Origin of the sequence: Acinetobacter brisouii (assembly GCF_008993995.1) — a bacterium.
GTDB lineage: Bacteria > Pseudomonadota > Gammaproteobacteria > Pseudomonadales > Moraxellaceae > Acinetobacter > Acinetobacter brisouii_A.
In genome coordinates, this window is record NZ_BKNN01000053.1 from 1 (window position 1) to 18,559 (window position 18,559).

22 protein-coding genes, 1 pseudogene and 1 other annotated feature are annotated in these 18,559 nt (G+C 36.3%); of the genes and pseudogenes, 13 read left to right on the top strand and 10 right to left on the bottom strand.

The genetic code is table 11. The features are described 5' to 3' along the window. On the top strand, positions 1–97 hold a 97-nt coding region (locus GBN19_RS11820; protein WP_151778282.1), incomplete at its 5' end, for a transposase domain-containing protein. A gap of 254 nt (positions 98–351) precedes the next feature. Here the strand turns inward: GBN19_RS11820 and GBN19_RS11825 are convergent. The 5 genes from GBN19_RS11825 to GBN19_RS11845 form a co-directional block, all read right to left on the bottom strand. After that, positions 352–1,299, bottom strand: coding sequence for a sensor domain-containing diguanylate cyclase (locus GBN19_RS11825; protein WP_151778283.1), 948 nt, complete (start codon positions 1,297–1,299; stop codon positions 352–354). A gap of 181 nt (positions 1,300–1,480) precedes the next feature. Beyond that, positions 1,481–3,001, bottom strand: a complete 1,521-nt coding sequence (locus tag GBN19_RS11830) for a catalase (protein ID WP_151778284.1) — start codon at positions 2,999–3,001, stop codon at positions 1,481–1,483. Between the two features lie 740 nt (positions 3,002–3,741). Beyond that, the gene (locus GBN19_RS11835) at positions 3,742–3,945 is read right to left on the bottom strand and encodes a hypothetical protein (RefSeq protein ID WP_151778285.1); all 204 of its coding nucleotides are present in this window, start codon (positions 3,943–3,945) and stop codon (positions 3,742–3,744) included. A 26-nt stretch (positions 3,946–3,971) separates the two neighbouring features. Beyond that, the gene (locus GBN19_RS11840; protein WP_130169026.1) at positions 3,972–4,304 is read right to left on the bottom strand and encodes a type II toxin-antitoxin system YafQ family toxin; all 333 of its coding nucleotides are present in this window, start codon (positions 4,302–4,304) and stop codon (positions 3,972–3,974) included. Next, positions 4,282–4,557 (bottom strand): type II toxin-antitoxin system RelB/DinJ family antitoxin, encoded by a 276-nt coding sequence (locus GBN19_RS11845; RefSeq protein WP_151778286.1) that lies wholly within the window; start codon positions 4,555–4,557, stop codon positions 4,282–4,284. The genes GBN19_RS11840 and GBN19_RS11845 overlap by 23 nt, the downstream gene beginning before the upstream one ends. 789 nt (positions 4,558–5,346) lie before the next feature. Here GBN19_RS11845 and repM point away from each other — a divergent pair. The 8 genes from repM to GBN19_RS11885 all read left to right on the top strand — a co-directional run bounded on the left by repM (position 5,347) and on the right by GBN19_RS11885 (position 14,411). Next, complete coding sequence (gene repM, locus GBN19_RS11855) at positions 5,347–6,303, top strand: replication initiation protein RepM (protein ID WP_151778288.1); 957 nt, start codon at positions 5,347–5,349, stop codon at positions 6,301–6,303. Next, positions 6,296–6,850 carry a plasmid replication DNA-binding protein gene (locus GBN19_RS11860; RefSeq protein WP_126039598.1) on the top strand — a complete coding sequence of 185 codons (555 nt, stop codon included), beginning with the start codon at positions 6,296–6,298 and terminating at the stop codon, positions 6,848–6,850. Before repM ends, GBN19_RS11860 begins: the two co-directional genes overlap by 8 nt. Positions 6,851–6,862: 12 nt before the next feature. Next, positions 6,863–7,006, top strand: coding sequence for a hypothetical protein (locus tag GBN19_RS15770; RefSeq protein ID WP_164836615.1), 144 nt, complete (start codon positions 6,863–6,865; stop codon positions 7,004–7,006). Positions 7,007–7,322: 316 nt separating this feature from the next. Further along, positions 7,323–8,375, top strand: a complete 1,053-nt coding sequence (locus tag GBN19_RS11865) for a LacI family DNA-binding transcriptional regulator (protein WP_140975749.1) — start codon at positions 7,323–7,325, stop codon at positions 8,373–8,375. A gap of 141 nt (positions 8,376–8,516) precedes the next feature. Continuing rightward, entirely contained in the window at positions 8,517–9,824 is a 1,308-nt protein-coding gene (gene hisD / locus GBN19_RS11870; RefSeq protein ID WP_151778289.1) for a histidinol dehydrogenase, read from the top strand. Between the two features lie 121 nt (positions 9,825–9,945). After that, on the top strand, positions 9,946–11,337 hold the full coding sequence (locus GBN19_RS11875) for a GntP family permease (RefSeq protein WP_151778290.1): 1,392 nt from the start codon (positions 9,946–9,948) through the stop codon (positions 11,335–11,337). A 702-nt stretch (positions 11,338–12,039) separates the two neighbouring features. Further along, positions 12,040–13,470, top strand: a complete 1,431-nt coding sequence (locus tag GBN19_RS11880; protein ID WP_151778291.1) for an Eco57I restriction-modification methylase domain-containing protein — start codon at positions 12,040–12,042, stop codon at positions 13,468–13,470. After that, a complete protein-coding gene (locus GBN19_RS11885) occupies positions 13,467–14,411 on the top strand; it encodes a BsuBI/PstI family type II restriction endonuclease (protein ID WP_151778292.1) in 945 nt (314 codons plus the stop codon). The genes GBN19_RS11880 and GBN19_RS11885 overlap by 4 nt, the downstream gene beginning before the upstream one ends. 131 nt (positions 14,412–14,542) lie before the next feature. Here the strand turns inward: GBN19_RS11885 and GBN19_RS11890 are convergent, their stop codons facing one another. The 4 genes from GBN19_RS11890 to GBN19_RS15775 all read right to left on the bottom strand — a co-directional run bounded on the left by GBN19_RS11890 (position 14,543) and on the right by GBN19_RS15775 (position 15,767). Beyond that, positions 14,543–15,106 carry a hypothetical protein gene (locus GBN19_RS11890; RefSeq protein WP_151778293.1) on the bottom strand — a complete coding sequence of 188 codons (564 nt, stop codon included), beginning with the start codon at positions 15,104–15,106 and terminating at the stop codon, positions 14,543–14,545. A 22-nt stretch (positions 15,107–15,128) separates the two neighbouring features. Continuing rightward, on the bottom strand, positions 15,129–15,338 hold the full coding sequence (locus GBN19_RS11895; protein WP_151778294.1) for a hypothetical protein: 210 nt from the start codon (positions 15,336–15,338) through the stop codon (positions 15,129–15,131). 69 nt (positions 15,339–15,407) lie between these two features. Next, entirely contained in the window at positions 15,408–15,587 is a 180-nt protein-coding gene (locus GBN19_RS11900; RefSeq protein ID WP_016651005.1) for a hypothetical protein, read from the bottom strand. 9 nt (positions 15,588–15,596) lie between these two features. Then, complete coding sequence (locus tag GBN19_RS15775) at positions 15,597–15,767, bottom strand: hypothetical protein (protein WP_171494483.1); 171 nt, start codon at positions 15,765–15,767, stop codon at positions 15,597–15,599. Positions 15,768–15,887: 120 nt separating this feature from the next. On the opposite strand from GBN19_RS15775, the gene GBN19_RS11905 reads away from it, so the two are divergent. Further along, positions 15,888–16,199, top strand: coding sequence for a helix-turn-helix domain-containing protein (locus tag GBN19_RS11905; RefSeq protein WP_151778295.1), 312 nt, complete (start codon positions 15,888–15,890; stop codon positions 16,197–16,199). A gap of 5 nt (positions 16,200–16,204) precedes the next feature. Then, positions 16,205–17,110 carry an ImmA/IrrE family metallo-endopeptidase gene (locus tag GBN19_RS11910; protein ID WP_151778296.1) on the top strand — a complete coding sequence of 302 codons (906 nt, stop codon included), beginning with the start codon at positions 16,205–16,207 and terminating at the stop codon, positions 17,108–17,110. 98 nt (positions 17,111–17,208) lie between these two features. On the opposite strand, the gene GBN19_RS11915 is transcribed toward GBN19_RS11910, so the two are convergent. Next, a complete protein-coding gene (locus tag GBN19_RS11915; RefSeq protein ID WP_151778297.1) occupies positions 17,209–17,457 on the bottom strand; it encodes a hypothetical protein in 249 nt (82 codons plus the stop codon). A gap of 228 nt (positions 17,458–17,685) precedes the next feature. Between GBN19_RS11915 and GBN19_RS15780 the strand changes: the two genes are divergently transcribed. Further along, the gene (locus GBN19_RS15780; RefSeq protein ID WP_171494482.1) at positions 17,686–18,018 is read left to right on the top strand and encodes a hypothetical protein; all 333 of its coding nucleotides are present in this window, start codon (positions 17,686–17,688) and stop codon (positions 18,016–18,018) included. 165 nt (positions 18,019–18,183) lie between these two features. Beyond that, positions 18,184–18,559, top strand: a pseudogene (locus GBN19_RS11925) (transposase); the annotation flags it as partial. Then, positions 18,459–18,559: a sequence feature (AL1L pseudoknot), on the top strand. This feature is flagged as partial in the annotation. (Overlaps the previous pseudogene by 101 nt.)

Sequence of the window (18,559 nt, forward strand, 5' to 3'; positions counted from 1 at the left end):
TGCCTATTTAAGTGATGTGCTGAAAAGGCTGCCGACACATAAAGTGACCCAGATTGAAGAGTTACTGCCACACTGCTGGAAACCTAAATTGAATTAAAAATTGGTATGGGATTCAGCGGACGCTTACTCCGAGTCGGCTTTTTACCTATTTTTTAGTCATGACTAATTTTTTAAATATTTGAAAAACAATAACTTTTTATAAATGATTTCGCATAAGCGCCATTATGTTAATTTTAGAAAAACTTCAAATGAGCTTACTGCTCAAGCAAGACTCCTGTCTAGCTTCACAATCCAAGTGTCTGACTTACGATTATTGTTTTAGATCCTCAAACATCCTGTTCTATGGAATCATCAAATGATGACTTTAATTTGACATTTATGCTGATACATTTTTTCATCTGCTTCAATTACTGCCATTCGTAAATTTTTACTTGGTTCACGTGCCGCAACACCAAGAGCAGCATTAATTCCAGCATTTTGTAAGGACTTTAAAAGCCGATTCACCAATTTCTGAGTATTTTCTAAAGTCGTTTCAATATTTAGAATGCCAAACTCATCTCCTCCTAAACGCGCGACTAAATCATTGGAGCGTACATTTTTCTTTAAGATTTGGGCCGTTTTTTGGATCATCTGGTCTCCAGCCGAATGACCAAATTTATCGTTTATAGCTTTTAAGTCATTTAAATCTATCATAATCACTGTGGTTGGATGTCCGTACGTTTTACATCGATCTTCCTCTAAATCCAAAAATGTATCCCAAGCACGACGATTAAAAACACCCGTTAAATGATCGGTTAATGAATCCATTTCAAGCTTTTCACTAACTCTTTTTTGTTCATTAATTTTAAGTTCATTTTGTAAAATTCGACTAAGTAATAAACTTAATAGCTCTAATAGATCACTATGTTGTTCTATGCTTTGAGGCTGTACTGATGGATCAATAGCACATAATGTGCCGAAAATAGAACCATCCTCATTGAATAAAGGTTGCCCAATATAGGCGTTTATATCGACCAGTTTGTTGATGCCTGCTTCTACATACAGTGGAATCTTTTTCGAATCAGGTGCTATGCGTGGCCCTTTATCTAATACCATCTTAGAACAGTATGAGTCAGCCCAATTGAAGACCTGTCCTGCCTGTACTCCATATCCATGATCTTTAGCTTGCAAAACTATCCAATCATTACTTTCAGTACGAGTAATCATCCATAAAGCAAAGCCTAAGTGATTATGTAAATACTCTAAAATTTTTTCACCAGCATCTTTAAAATCTTTAAAGTTTTCATAAGAAGGGATCATAATTACTCACTATTTTGATTAGGATTGAACCTAGAAGTGGCAAAATGCTATTTAATAGGAACAATAGAAACTTTAATTCTCATTGTATATACACTTACAAGCTTAATCTAAAAAATAGAGAATAAAAAAGCCCGACAGGATGTCGGGCTTTTTTATTCTCTATCTAAATCAAATTTCCACATTAAAGAAAACTTGGTAAACCTTTAGCAGGATCTGTTTCACGTGCCGCTTGAGCATCTGCTACAGTCATACCTAAGGCGTTAGCAACGCCTTGCCCATAATCTGGATCGCAAGCATAACAGTTGCGGATATGACGGTATTTGATGAAATCTAGCGCATCACCCATCGCTGCGGCCGTGTTATTAAACAATGCTTGTTTCTGCTCATCATTCATCAAATTGAACAGGGCACGGGGCTGGCTGAAGTAGTCATTGTCATCTTCGCGGAAGTCCCAGAAATCAGCATCACCGGTAATCTTTAATGCTGGTTCTTTAAACTGAGGTTGTTCCTGCCACTGGTTAAAACTGTTCGGTTCATAATGTGGCAATGAACCATAGTTACCATCCATGCGGCCCTGACCATCACGACGATTAGAGTTTACAGGGCAGCGTGCAGCATTGACCGGAACCTGTGAATGATTTACACCAACACGATAACGTGCTGCATCAGCATAGTTCACCAGACGTGCCTGTAACATACGATCCGGTGAGTAGCTAATTCCCGGTACCAGATTGCTTGGTGCAAAGGTAGCCTGTTCTACATCCTGGAAATAATTTTCCGGATTGCGGTTCAGTTCGAATTCACCGACTTCAATCAGTGGATAATCACCTTTCGGCCAGACTTTGGTCAGGTCAAATGGATGATAAGGAACTGTTTCAGCTTCCAGTTCCGGCATGATCTGAACGTACATTTTCCATTTTGGATACTCACCACGCTCAATGGCATCAAATAAGTCAGTCTGACTACTTTCACGATCTTTAGCAATCAAATCTGCTGCTTCAGCATCGGTCAGGTTCTGGATGCCTTGCTGGGTACGCATATGGAATTTCACCCAGAAGCGTTCATTTTGGGCATTGATAAAACTGAAGGTATGGCTGCCAAAACCATGCATATGACGGTAGCCAGCAGGAATACCGCGATCCGACATCACAATGGTCACCTGATGCAAGGCTTCAGGCAATAATGTCCAGAAATCCCAGTTATTGGTGGCACTGCGCTTGTTGGTTTTCGGGTCACGTTTGACTGCTTTATTCAGGTCAGGGAACTTACGGGCATCCCGCAGGAAAAACACCGGGGTATTATTGCCGACCAGATCCCAGTTGCCTTCTTCAGTATAGAATTTCAGAGCAAAACCTCGAATATCACGTTCTGCATCGGCCGCGCCACGTTCACCCGCCACCGTTGAGAAACGCGCAAACATTTCGGTTTTTTTGCCGACTTCAGAGAAAATTTTAGCGCGAGTATATTGGGTAATATCATTGGTCACGGTAAAGGTACCAAAAGCACCTGAACCTTTAGCGTGCATACGACGCTCTGGAATCACTTCGCGGACGAAGTTTGCTAATTTTTCATTCAACCATAAATCTTGGGCAAGTAAAGGTCCACGCGCACCTGCCGTCATACTGTTCTGATTATCGACCACAGGGGCACCAGCTTCAGTAGTCAGGTGGGTTACAGGACATTTTTTAGGGTCTTGACTCATACTATTAACTCCCGTTTCTTTTAATTTAAAATTTAAATTTCCTGCAGAAATTTAAGATTTTCATTCCTATCTTACCCTTTACTTGCTTATTAAAATATTAAACTAAGGATATTTTTGAAAATTTATAGCCAACTGATTTAACATAAAATTTCTTATGCGAAATACAGTCTTTTACGTGCTGCAAAACTCCAAGCGAGAAAGATTTTTTCTAATTTAGTCGCAATCAAAAATCTATGCTTTCTTACCTGGTCACCACTATAAATCAATAAATTACGATACAAATTTAAGCCCAATTAAGCTGCAAAACTTCAAGCGAGAAAGATTTTTTCCAAATAAACCCAATAACTAAACATAAATAACTGTTTTATATAAATTTATGTAAATATTAAAAAACACTTTTCCTAAAAAATAAGAACATCTCTAAAACTAAACGACCTATTGAAGCCAGATACTCATATTTGGTGTCCAAAAAACTACTCCGTAGGACAAGACAGGACATTGAGCGTAAGCGAATTGTCGGGGGTAATGGACTAGTTCACCTTGCGTGTACTATTACATTACACATCTTGCCTCATCGTACAAAAGTTAATGCTCTTAAATACACCAAAGAAAGCCTATTTCATGTAAGAACATAAACTTAAATACTCTAAAAACCTCTTAAATACACGCATATACCCGCTTATTCACATAATTGGCTATTCTCAATACACGTATATACACTTAAATACTTCTTTTTTATCTTACTTTTTATTCAATTCTCTCCACTCAGCCATTAAAGCTGCTTCTTCCTGCTCCAAAGTCGTTTCACCATTCAAAATACGTTGGTGTCTTGCATCTTCATAAGGTTTGCAAGCATCAATGACTTCTTGAGAAAATTCGTGATCTACGATTCCCTTTGAGCTTCTAAAAATCTCTTTTAACCGTTCTTTTTCTGCTTCATTCATAAATACAGATCCTCTTTGTTTGGTGCTTACTTAAATAACTCGCTATGCGTTCCAGTACGCACAAAAACCACCATCTCAAACTTAGAGAGTGATTCGATACGATAGATCAACAGAAAATCGCCACCGACATGCAATTCACGGCAGTTTTTCCATTGATTACCACTTAGCGCATGATCAACCCATTCAGCACCTAAAGGCTCATCATTGGCAATAATCAGCATCATGACCTGTTTAAGCTTCGCCATATCATAACGACCACTACGAGAAAGCCTTTGCCAGTCTGCTAAAAACTCTTTGGTGTAGTCCGATGATCGAGGTAAAACGGCCCGTTTATCTTTAGCTGATTTTTTCGAGGTCATTAAACAAGTCTTCTACAGTTTCAAAACGGGCTTTCTTGGCTTGAATGAGTGCATCAGCTTCATTCATAGCAGCTACAGTTGTGGTACTGGGTACACGTACATCGAATGGAATCGCCTGTTCAGCCACGACACGAGTCAAAAAGATTCGTACAGCATCAGACACAGACATACCCATTGATTTCAAAGCTTGTTGCGCCTGTAGCTTTGTTTCATCATCAATTCGAACGTGTAGCATTGAGGTTTGAGAAGTCATATCTTCACCTAAACATTATGTGACTCAATTGAGATACAATATAGCATATTACCGCCTGAATATTTCAAATAAAAGGATATTTAGATTTATTGATCAAACAGAAAAAATTAGGCCAATAAAAAAATATCGCATTTAAACGCTCTATTTTCACCATAGAGAGGCGATCTCAAACTTAAACATAAGAATCCACCTAAAAACAAAAAAGTTTCTCTAAGCTCAAATAGAAGCAAATGACACAACACTAATAAACCACTAGAAAACATTAACCAAGCGAGTGTCTACGAGCGACATCACCAAAATTCGCACCTCGACTTTCTGAAAAACAGCTTTTTAGGCTGTGAAGCCTAAATAAGCGTAAATTACATGCAGAAAATTGAGCCTAGATCGAGCGTAGCGAGTAAAAAAGTTTTATGAGCGAAGCGAATTCCGAGTTGTTTTTGCTCTTGCCTTTGCTTTTTCTCAAATTCACAACGAAAAGAGCAAAAAAATTGCCCCAACGAATCGAGCGAAAGCGAGATTCAATAGAGTTTGAGCGTAGCGAAAACCAAGGGCAATTTTTCTTTGCCTGGGCTTTTAATTATTTTAAAGTTTTTAAATGCTTTTAGACATGCTGAAAGCCTTTATTTACAGGGTTTTCAAGACTAATAAGACTACAATTTCTTTGTCATAAGACTACAATTTCTTTGTCATAAGACTACAATTTCTTTGTCATAAGACTACAATTTCTTTGCATTTGATTACATCAAATGCTAGTGTAGTCTTAATAACACTTATAACCTATGCAGTCTTATGAAAAATGACTTAGTAGTAAAAGATAATGCCTTAATTAATGCCAGTTATAATCTTGAAGTAACCGAGCAACGGCTTATCCTTTTATCAATAATAAGAGCAAGAGAAACAGGCCAAGGGATCTCATCCGACAGTAAATTAGAAATTCATGCTTCTGATTATGCTTCTCGCTTTGATGTCACCAAAGAAGCTGCATATAACGCTCTAAAGAATGCAGTTAATAATCTTTTTGAAAGAAAGTTCTCTTTTAAGGAAATTCATAAAGATACAAACAAAGAAATTGTAGTCAAATCCCGCTGGGTTAGCCGAATTGCATATGTTGATGACCTTGCTACATTAGAAGTTACCTTTGCACCAGATGTTGTTCCTCTTATTACAAGATTGGAAAAGCACTTTACGAGCTATCAACTTAAACAGGTTGCTCAACTCACTAGCAAATATGCTATTCGTCTATATGAGTTTCTAATTGCTTGGAGAGACGTAGGAAAAACACCTGTTATTTCTTTATCTGAGTTCAGAGAAAAATTAGGACTTGAGATTAATGAATATCAAAAAATGGTTAATTTTAAAAGTCGTGTTTTAGAACCAGCAATAAAGCAAATCAATGAGCTAACTGATATACATGTAAAATACGAACAGTACAAAACAGGAAGATCTATCTCAGGCTTATCATTCACTTTTAAGCATAAAAAAATTGATTCTATACCTTCAGAAAGAGATCCAAATACGGTAGATCTCTTTACCCAAATGACTGATGCACAACGTCACATGTTTGCAAATAAGCTTTCAGAACTCCCTGAAATGGGTCGCTATTCACAAGGAACTGAAAGCTATCCTCAATTTGCTATTCGTATTGCTGAGATGCTGAAAAATCCTGACCGAATAAAAGAACTATACCCGTACCTAAAAAAAGTGGGATATATGCCATCAAGTAAAAAGGATGTAGCAAATGGCTAAGTTATCACTAAGTGAAGTATCTAATCGCTTTAACGTCAGTCGCTCTACGTTATATAGGGCCATAAAAGAAGGACGTATATCTCGAAGCTCTGATGGACTTTTTGATATTGCAGAAGTCATCCGATGCTTTGGGGAGCCGATCAAAAAGCATGAACAAAAACAAGAAGTGAATCAGTCTAAGGATGATGCGGATTTACGTCAGCTTGTTGATTTCATGAAAAAGGAAATTGAGTCATACAAAGATCGGGAAAAACGCTATTTAGATCAAATAGACCGCTTTCAACTACTATTAGGGCATAAAGAGTCTGAAGAAAAAATGTCTCATGATGCACCAGTGACACATCCTAATGATGCACCATGCGACAACAGTAGTGAAACACGTGAAACTATTGATAATAATAAATATGGTGAAATTAGTACATCTCATGAAACACCAGTGACACACCCCAATGAAACACCAAAACACGTATCAAAGACACACTATGAGACAAAGAAAAAACGTGGCTTATTTGGCCGTGTGCTGAATGCTGTTTTTGATAATGACTAAGGGAGAGAGATCATGCCGAAACTGAAAGACATTGCCCTGGGCATTATTGTGGCCCCGCTGCTGATCCCGATTATGCTGATTGCAGCATACCAGGATAAAAAGGCACTCAAAAAAGAGCTGAATGAACGCCAAAAAGAAAAAGACCAAGCATCCTGATTATTCAATTAACCTAAACAAAGTCGTGAAACATTGATCAAAGAATAGGCGTGGAACGTGAATAATCATTAAAAAAGCCCAAGTCGGTAGACTTAGGCTTTTTACATCAACATAAGACCATGAATTATAAGAAATAATTTAGAGCATTTCGTATAAGGTGTATTATGTTAATTTTAGAAATTCTAAATTTTTGAATATAATTTGAGATTACTTTAAATCATTTAAAATCTTGCTTTTAAGGATAATTTATCAAATATATTCCTTATCCCTTATTCAGGTTAAAATATTTTATAAAGTTTTGTAGGAACATGATTAAATGCCGAATGATAATGAAATAACTCGTTCATTAAAACGTTCAGTAACAGCACATGATGTAGCAAAAGTTGCAGGCGTTTCACAATCGGCTGTATCTCGTCACTTTACACCGGGTGCAAGTATTTCTGAAAAAACACGTAAAAAGATTATTGAAGCAGCTGAACAATTAGGCTATCGACCAAACTTGATAGCTCGCTCACTGATAACAAAAAAATCAACTCTTATAGGAATAGTACTTCCTCTCAATACAAATCCTTATTATCAATCTATATTAGAAGAGCTGTCACAGGAACTCTCAAGCAATGGCTATCGTATTTTACTTTTTACTAATGAAACAGGCCAAAATTCTGACCTTTTAATGGAAGAAATATTACATTATCCATTAGCTGGGCTTATTCTTATTGCCGTCAATTTATCATCTCATATCGCAGATGAATGTAAGCAAAACCATCTGCCAGTTGTAATGATGACGAGAAAAACAGAATCTAAAGAAATTTCGAGTGTAACGGGAAATAATATTTTGGGTGTGCAGAAAATTGTTGATTTTTTGCTGGCTGGTAAACATCAAAATTTTGCTTATATCGCAGGAGAAAATAATTCATCAACGAATCGAGATCGTGAAAATACTTATTTTTCATACTTAGCCCACCACGGTATATATGATGTTCAAAAAGCTATAGGGAACTATACGTATGAAAATGCACGACAAGCAACACGTGAACTTCTGAATTTAACCAAACAACCAGATGCTATTTTTTGTGCAAATGACCACATGGCTTTATGTGCTATTGAAGTAGCACGTAATGAATTTTCATTACAACCTGGCAAAGATATTTCAATCATTGGTTTCGATGATAATTACCTTGCAGGTTGGGATTCATTTCAATTAACCACATTTTCGCAACCCTCAAAACAAATGGTTGACCAAGCCATTCAAATATTATTAGAACAAATTGAAAATGAAAATTCACTTCCTAAACATATTGTTGTTGAAGGAGAATTAATTGTTCGTCAATCTTCAAAACTTCCTAAAGTAGTATTTGATTATAAATAAAAACATAAAATACAATTACTTATTATTTTTTAATTCTTTCTTTTTTGTTAAAAATATTTTTTTAATAATTATTGCATACGTATGCAAAAAGTATTATTTTAAATCTAAGTTAAATTTTTATTTTTTAAGAGAGAATCCGACATGGCAGTTTGGTTAAAACAAGGAGCAGCACCTGAAGTTGTAAAAAATGCTCAAATTCAGGTTCGTGAAACAGTTGAAAATATTCTTTCTGATATTGAAGCACGTGGTGATGCAGCGATCAGAGAATTGTCATTCAAATTTGATAAAGTAGAACGTGATAACTTTAGATTGAGTGAACAAGAAATTGAAGCATGTTTATCTCAGTTGACTAAACGTAATTTAACAGATATTCGTTTTGCACAAACGCAAGTTGAAAATTTTGCACGTCATCAACGTAATAGCATTAAAGATATCGAAGTTGAAACTCTGCCAGGTGTCATTCTTGGTCATAAAAATATTCCAGTAAGTGCTGCGGGTTGTTATGTGCCAGGTGGAAAATATCCTCTTTTAGCATCAGCACATATGTCAGTAATTACAGCTCGTGTTGCTGGTGTTCCTCGGATTATCACATGTGCACCACCTTTCCATGGTAAACCAGCTCCCGCTATTGTTGCGGCACAACATTTAGCAGGCGCTAATGAAATTTATTGTTTAGGTGGTGTACAAGCGATTGGAGCCATGGCTATTGGTACTGAGAGCATCGCACCAGTTGATATTTTAGTTGGGCCAGGAAATGCATTTGTTGCAGAGGCTAAACGTCAACTATTTGGTCGTGTAGGTATTGATCTATTTGCTGGGCCGACAGAAACATTAGTTATTGCTGATGAAACTGTAGATGGTGAATTATGTGCGACTGATTTATTAGGCCAAGCAGAGCATGGACCAGACTCTCCTGCAATTTTACTCACGACATCAATGGCTCTTGCAAAAGAAACAATGCAAGAAGTAGAACGCTTACTTAATATTTTACCCACTGCTGCAATTGCTCGTCAGGCTTGGGAGAAATTTGGTGAAGTTATTGTTGCTGATTCAGATGAAGAAATGCTTGAGATTGCCGATAAACTTGCTTTTGAGCATGTACAGGTGATGACGCATAATCCAGATTATTTCTTGAATAATTTACAAAATTTTGGCGCACTATTTATCGGCCCTCGTACCAATGTTGCCTACGGTGATAAAGTTATTGGTACTAATCATACTTTACCGACTAAAAAAGCGGCTCGTTATACGGGTGGTCTATGGGTAGGTAAATTTATTAAAACCTGTACTTACCAGAAAGTACTTACAGATGAGGCATCTTCTCTCATTGGTGAATACTGTTCACGTTTATGTGACCTAGAAGGATTTTCCGGTCATGGTGAACAAGCCAATATCCGTGTACGTCGATATGGTCATAAAGATGTTCCTTATGCTGGTATTGCTGAATAGTGATCTGAAGATTGCTCAATAACGAGTATAAAAAGTCACATAATTTAATAAACAGAGGCAGGGAATGCCTAATCTAAAACATGGATAGTTGAAAGTTCCCTGCTCTAATGAGAGGATTCTCATGAGTGTATTCATCGCATTAGCTGCATTATTTGTTTTAATGATTGCTGCATATCGGGGCTATAGTGTAATTCTAGTCGCCCCTTTAGCGGCATTAGGTGCTGTTTTACTGACTGATCCTAGTGCAGTTGCTCCCGCGTTTACCAATCTTTTTATGGATAAGATGGTCGGATTCATAAAATTATATTTTCCTGTATTTTTGCTAGGTGCAATTTTCGGTAAACTTATTGAATTATCTGGTTATTCGCGTTCAATCGTTGGCGCTATTATCAAAATTTTGGGTGAAAAGCGTGCTATTCCCATCATTATTACAATTTGTGGGCTATTAACATATGGTGGCGTATCGCTATTTGTTGTCGTTTTTGCAGTTTATCCTTTTGCTGCAGAGATGTTTAGACAAAGTAATATTCCTAAACGTTTAATGCCTGCAACAATAGCCTTAGGTGCTTTTACGTTTACTATGGATGCGATGCCTGGATCGCCACAAATTCAAAATATTATTCCAACTACATTTTTTAATACAACCAGTTGGGCAGCACCTACTTTAGGGATCATTGGCTCACTTTTTATTGTTATTACTGGGATCATCTACTTAGAAAGCCGAAGAAAAAAAGCACAACTTGCCGGTGAAGGTTATGGGGATAATCCTCGTAATGAACCACAAACACCAGCAGATATTAAGTTAGTTCATCCTCTAATTGCACTCTCGCCTTTACTGTTAGTAGGACTCGTAAATTTATTATTAACGCACTATATACCTCATTGGTATCCATCATTATTTGAACTACAACTAGCTGGAATGAAAGATGTTGTTCCTGTGGAAATTAAAAAAATTACAGCCATTTGGGCCGTGTTAGGTGCGTTATGTAGCGGAATTTTATGTATCTTAATTTTTAGTTTCAAAACGATCTTTATTGAATTCGCTGAAGGAACGAAAAGTGCAATCAGTGGTGCGCTACTTGCTGCAATGAATACTGGTTCTGAATATGGTTTTGGTGCAATTATTGCAGCTTTACCAGGTTTCGTGATAGTCGCAGGTTCTTTGCAAGGGATTAGTAATCCTTTATTGAATGAAGCAATTACAATTAATATTTTAGCGGGTATAACAGGATCTTCATCAGGCGGGATGAGTATTGCGCTAGGGGCAATGGCGGACCAATTTGTAGCTGCTGCAAATGCTGCTGGTATACCTTTAGAGGTTTTGCACCGTGTTGCCTCCATGGCTGCTGGTGGTATGGATACTCTTCCACATAATGGCGCAATTATTACATTATTAACCGTCACAGGTTTAACACATCGTGAAGCCTATAAAGATATTTTCAGTATTACAATCATTAAAATTGCAGCATCATTCTTGATTATTGGTGTTTTCTATATGACTGGCTGGATTTAATAGAAGGTGTATGAAATAAACTTGGTAATTAAATTGAGGGTAAATATATTCTATAAGTTGTGAAAATTTAACAGATTAAAACCCCTATTTAACATAATGGTGGTTATACGAAATGCATTTTTAAAAGACATTATTTATCAAATACTTAAACCAATAAAACCGAAATCAAAAAGATTAAAAAACGCACGATTTAATGACTCGTGTGTTTTTTAAGCAAATATGTAATATTTAGCCAATAAAATCGGCCAAAAAACGCTCAATTTTGGTGTTTTTGCCCGGTTATCAAGGTTCCAGGATATGAAATTATCCCCAATTTCTGCGGATAAACCTGGGACAGTTTTTAGCCGGTCTTGTACGCATTTGCTTACGTCAATTACGGCCCTTTGCGCCTGTACGACCTGGCTGCAATTTCCTATGATAGATTCATCAGGAACAGGAAGTTCCACACAATAATAAGAACATAGATACGCACAAGGACTGTAAGGTACGACAGGAGTTATACCGAGCGACCCCATACGAAAAACCCCGGCAGGATGCCGGGGTTTTTTATTGCCCAGATATTTATAAATCAGGTTTATAAAAAATTGATTGAATGACGGATTTTATAGCACTTAAAACTAGATCAAACAGCTATCAAAAATAAGCATCTTTTTCCGTTTATACTTACGATACTTTTGTTTCACTAGGTCAGCAATACGAACCATGAATCTTATGACTGTCGAACACATAAGAAAGACTACGAATGCTAAGCTAAATCCCAAGAAAAAATCTGAACTTGGGCAATTCATGACGCCTAGTGTTATTGCTGAATATATGGCAAGCCTATTCGACGATCACAAAAAAGGGATAAAACTTCTAGATTGTGGAGCAGGCATAGGATCATTGACCATTTCTGCTGCAAAAAAACTTAAAAATATTAAGTTAGTAGATCTCTGGGAAATTGATCCCATCATGCGAGAACAATTAGAAGTTAACATGCATGCTATAGATATTAACTTTTCTATCTATGCTCAGGACTTCATTTTAGGGGCTGTTGAAAATATATCTTCTGACAAAGGAGAGCAATACACTCATGCAATTATTAACCCTCCATATAAAAAAATTAATAGCAATTCAGAACATCGGAAAGAGTTGAGAAAGGTTGGAATTGAAACCGTTAATCTTTATTCAGCATTTGTTGCACTAACAATTCAACTCATGGAACAAGATGGGCAAATTGTAGCGATTATTCCAAGATCATTTTGCAATGGTCCTTATTACAAGCCATTCAGAGAATTAATTTTGAAGGAGTGTTCTATCGAACACATTCATATCTTTGAAAGTAGAGACATGGCTTTTAAAGATGATGATGTTTTACAAGAAAATATCATCATTAAACTGATTAAAGGTAAACAGCAATCAGACGTTCAAATTTCTCAATCTAATGACCAGACCTTCCGTGACTACCAAAGCAAAACCGTCCCTTTTGTTGAAGTTATTAAACCTAATGATCCAGAACTATTTATCCGCATTGCTACGAACGGGCAGCCTCAAGAAGAAAATAATACGTTTTTTGCCGTTTCATTAAATGAATTGGGAATATCTGTAAGTACAGGACCAATTGTGTCTCACAGAATGAAAGAGTTCTTGGAGCAATCGCCTCAAGATGGAGCTGTTCCATTATTTTACCCACATCATTTCGTAGATAAGCAACTTCAATATCCAAAAGAGCATAAGAAGCCAAATGCTATTAGGGTTACACCAGATTCACAGAAATGGCTGCTACCGAATAATGGCTTTTATGTGATTGTCAGACGATTCAGCTCTAAAGAAGAAAAACGACGAATTGTTGCTAATGTCATAGATCCCAATATGATTGATACAAAATGGATCGGGTTTGATAACTGTTGGAATGTATTTCATGTAAAAAAACAAGGCTTTGACTATGAAACAGCAATGGGGTTAGCTTGTTTTCTGAATAGCAGCTTACTGGATAGCTATTTCCGTATTTTCTCAGGTCATACTCAAGTAAATGCGACGGATCTCAGAAACATGAAATATCCATCCCTTCAAAATTTGAAGCTTTTAGGCAAAAAATACGACATTAAAATGAATCAAAAGCAGATTGATAACCTTCTAGGGGAGATTAAGTGAATAATCAAGATACAAAGCTGCAGCAAGCATACGATATCCTTGTCCAATTAGGCATGCCGCGCCAACAACTTAATGAACGTACTGCTCTCTGTCTACTCTGTTTACTTGATATGACACCTGAAAAATTATGGAACCAAGCAAGTAACCCTTTAGTAGGTATTACACCTATTATGAGCTGGTCACGAGAGCACTATCAAAGAGAATACGCTCCAAATACACGAGAGACATTCCGTAGACAATCGATGCACCAGTTTATTGAAGCAGGAATTTGTCTTTATAACCCTGATAAACCTGATAGACCAGTTAATAGCCCTAAAGCTGTGTACCAAATTGAATCCAATTTGCTTCAAGTTCTTCAAACTTATGGAACAGAGCAATATGCAATCATGCTACAAAATTACCTGCAGCAAAGACAAACTCTTGCTCAAATGTATGCACGAGAGCGTGAAATGAATATGATCCCATTACAATTAACAGATGGTCAAACTATTCTACTTTCAGCAGGTGACCATTCTCAGCTCATCAAGGATATTGTCACCGATTTTGGTGCTCGATATGTTCCTGGAGGAGCATTAGTTTATGCAGGTGATACAGGTAACAAGCATGGGTTCTTCGATGTTGATCTACTAGCATCTTTAGGTGTGCAATTAGACAACCACGGGAAACTACCAGATGTTGTTATCTACAATCCTGAGAAAAATTGGTTATTCTTAATCGAAGCTGTTACAAGTCATGGGCCTGTAGACCATAAAAGATATGGGGAATTAAATACACTATTCCAAAACTGTACCGCAGGTTTAGTTTTTGTCTCTGCTTTTCCCGATACCAAAACTTATGTGAAATATAGCGGTGTTATTGCATGGGAAACAGAGGTATGGATGGCAGATAATCCGTCTCATATGATCCACTTCAATGGCTCAAGATTTATGGGACCTTATTAAGCTGCATATCGATGTGGAATTTCCCACAAGAAAACATATAGGGCTCAATATCTAACAGCAATTTTTGTAGCTTAGAAAGCTGAATGCCGAACTCATCCATGTTCGGCATTTTTATTATCCATTTCAATAGTTCATTCGACTGCGTTTGACTCTTTATAATCTGTATGTTGTAAATCAGTTTTATTCACTAGAAATGAGTCCTTAAGTTCTAACATTAATGCTAGTGCGTAAGTAGTAATAAGGAAAAGAACTACTCCTAAAAAAATAAAACCCATTCCATGAGCAATACCTAGGCTAGTAAAACAGAAGAAAAGACCTGTGGTAAGAAAGATAGCCGATGCAACAAACATCACACTAAAAATAGTTGATAATGCGTATTCAAAATTAAGGATGAAATTTTTTATCCAATTAGGTATCGGAATTTTTTTTTCTAATTCTCTTTCTGCGATAACCAGCATTACTAAAGGCAAACAATAAATACCCGAAAGCCAAATAAGGATGTTTATATACATATGATTTGATGGAATAAGACTATTCATCATTTCATTAAAATTAGATAGATCATGACTTCTATGAAAAATGAGTCCCCAAACATCTTGACATAAAGCTAATACAAGTGGAATTACTCCCAAAAGGAATGTTATGACAACTCCTTGTTTAAGTGCATTCTTTACATATTCTTTCGGTGGAAACACATAACCTCCTATTAACAATAAATCATTTAAAACCAGCTTTCTTCAGCATTCTTCTAAAATCTGCTTCAACTTTCTTTTTAACTTTAGAGGCGATCTCTTTCTGCAATATTCCATATTTCTTTTGTACGCCACATCTTGCACAGATAATTACATCTGAAGCTTTGGGATTTCGGGGAGGCTCAAACTTATCGCTTCCACAAGAACATAAAATATTTACTGTTTGACTTGTCATATTGATACCTATCAGCCTAAATTAGTTAAATAAAAAGACTGCCAAGCATGCTTAACAGTCTTTAAAATCTCATCGTTTACTGTCTGGCGTACGTTCAACACGAACCCAGCTTGAGTTTGGTTTTGAAGTAGGTGGAGCAATCGTTCGATCTGGGATCGTCGAGTAATTATCTCTTAATCCACCTCGAGGACCTTGTTCTCGATAAATTCCACCATCACGACCTGTATTTTGACCGGGTTTCAACGACATCATCGTCTCCTATGCGTATTGAGTTAATTTCCAAGTAACAGCTTTACCATTGTGCGGAGGCATTCTATTTCCTCTCGCAATAGGAGCTGTTGTTGAAGGAGTATCTAAGGATTTCCAAATACCACTTTCAGGACATGTTTGCCCTGTAGAAGCGGTTGTACCAATTGCTACTTTAGACATAAAATTCTGCCGTAAGATATAGTTGAATGAATTTGTACAATAATAAGCATATTGCAATTAGTCAAGTTTTTTTATATGATTTTGTACAGATATATCTTAATGATATAATAGAGGTGTTTTATGTCTTTTTCTTCAAAACTTAAAGAGCTTAGATTACAGAAGGGTCTTTCTTTACAAGATGCAGCAAATCTAATAGGAATATCCAAAACCCATTTTTGGGACTTAGAAACAGGTAAAAGTAAAAACCCGTCCTATGATCTTTTAGAAAAAATATCTGATAAGTTTGGAATTAGTATTTCTTCGTTAGTCAATGAGGACATTGAAACTAATGAAAATGAGGAATTAAAAGTTTTATTCAGACAAATGAATAATTTAGAACAAAGTGATTTAGACGTGATAAAGTTGATAGTCGAATCTAAAACCAAAAAATAATTGTTATGTCCAAGTTAGAATTATCACTTATTGACTATGCTGACTATACGAATGTAAATGATATTTCTAACGCATTGTTAAGAAATATAAGAAAACAATCTTTGAATAATCAAGTTCCAATTCCTGTACCTATACATGATATTGCAATGAGTTTGGATATTGCATCTATTGACCCTATTCCTCCTGAAGTTAAAAGCTTCGAAGGCATACTTTATAAAGAAGGTTGGCAGGGTTTTATTTTTTATAATGATAATAGTCCAGAGCCTAGACAGCGATTTACAATTGGCCATGAGCTAGGTCATTGGATGATTCCATCTCACCTGACTGGTAATAAACGTTCATGTACAAAACAACAAACCTCATCCTTTACAGCAACAGGAAAAAATATTCCCAAAGAAGTACGAATAGAAGTTGAGGCTAATTATTTTTCAGCACAAATACTTATGCCAAGTTTTGAATTTAAAAAGGATATTAATAGAGTAGAACCAGATTTAAGACATCTTTTTAGAATATCTCAAAAATATAATGTAAGTATGGCAGCATGTTGTGTGCGATTTAAGGAATTGTCTGACTTTTCTTGTGTAATAATTCACCATCATAACTTTGTTATTAAAAGAGTACTAAAAACAAAAGGTTTTCCAAGTTTAGATCGAAATTTCAAAAAAGGAGCTTTCATTTCGCCAAAAAGCATTTCGGCAAAAGCTACCACAGATACTTCATTAGAACCTGTAGATTGGAAAGTTTGGCTGCAAAACCCAAATAACTATAAAACAGAATTATATGAACAAGTTTTTCAGCAAAATGATGGATATAGAATTACCTTAATTTACTTGGATGATAGTAAAGAACTAGATGAAGATGATTTGGAACTTGAGCGCTTATCTGAATGGAATCCAAAATTTAAGAAATAAGCATTTAATATAAAATCTCTTATACGCAATTTATTTTATTCGAAATTTATAGGATATTTCTATTTGGGAATAACATTGAATATGAGTCCAAATTTACTTCATTTTCTATTAATTTTAAAAGTTCTATGGCCAGCAAAACGTTGAGCAATGTCAGGGTTCCGCCCTTCTAAATATTTAATCACAACTGGGAGTTTATTCGGAATCTTACGCACTAAATAATCATTCTCTACATATAAGACTGGCCCAGTTTGAGCCGCTACAATAAAGTGTGCTTGGAGCACACGAGCTGCCATAGCAGCAATTTCAGATTCATTGTCACTTTCATTTTCTAGATTTATTTCTGGCATATTGCTAGCTCCTAGTGATGGCTATACAAAACAAAAAACTAAAGGAAATTCTGTAAAAATGACCTAATTAAGACACATAGTACCTTCTTTTTTTAGGAAAGGTAGCTATGATGTGTGTCCATAATTTTTCTTTTAATTTCAGTATATTATAGATGATTATACCTATTTTTATTTTTTAGATATTTCCATTTAATTAATAAAATCAAAAGCTTAAAATAAAATCACAACTTGAATTTTAGCAACACACATCATAGCTACCTTAGTGTTTTAAAAGTTGCCGATCGGCAAGATTTATCAGACAACACACATCATAGCTACCTTAGTGTTTTAAAAGTTGCCGATCGGCAAGATTTATCAGACAACACACATCATAGCTACCTTGGTGTTTTAAAAGTTGCCGATCGGCAAGATTTATCAGACAACACACATCATAGCTACCTTGGTGTTTTAAAAGTTGCCGATCGGCAACTTTTACCGGCGATCAAAATCGAAGCGTTGGCACCTGGGATAATGCACATTGTGTACTGCTTCTTTTCAAATATTCGGCTTAGATTCAAATAATCTAAATGAATACATCCAGCGGAATCAGGCATTTTTTCAAAAATATTAAGGTATGGCTTCTCCAGTGGAACTCATGTCTTGTAATACATCAAAGACAAGTCTCTCAATGCCTGAGTGAACCGTACCAGGTTTGTCGGAGAGTCAATATTCTGAGAGACTATCCCGATGACAAAACCAAACTATACCCCCGAAATTAGAGAAAGAGCGGTTCAATTATTGATTGAATCTGAAAAAGATTATCCTTCTACTTGGGCTGCAATCACAGCAATTGCGCCTAAGATTGGTTGTACTCCTGAAACACTTCGTGCCTGGCATCAAAAATACTTAGATCAACAAAATCCCGCCAAAGTACAACAGGTATCTGACCAAGAAAAAATGAAGCAAATGGAACGTGAAATTAAAGAATTAAAACGTGCCAATGAAATTCTACGTAAAGCAGCCGCTTTTTTCGCCCAGGCGGAGCTCGACCGCCCACACAAATAATGGTGGATTTTATCCTTAACAATAAAGATCGATATGGTGTTGAGGCGATTTGTAGGAT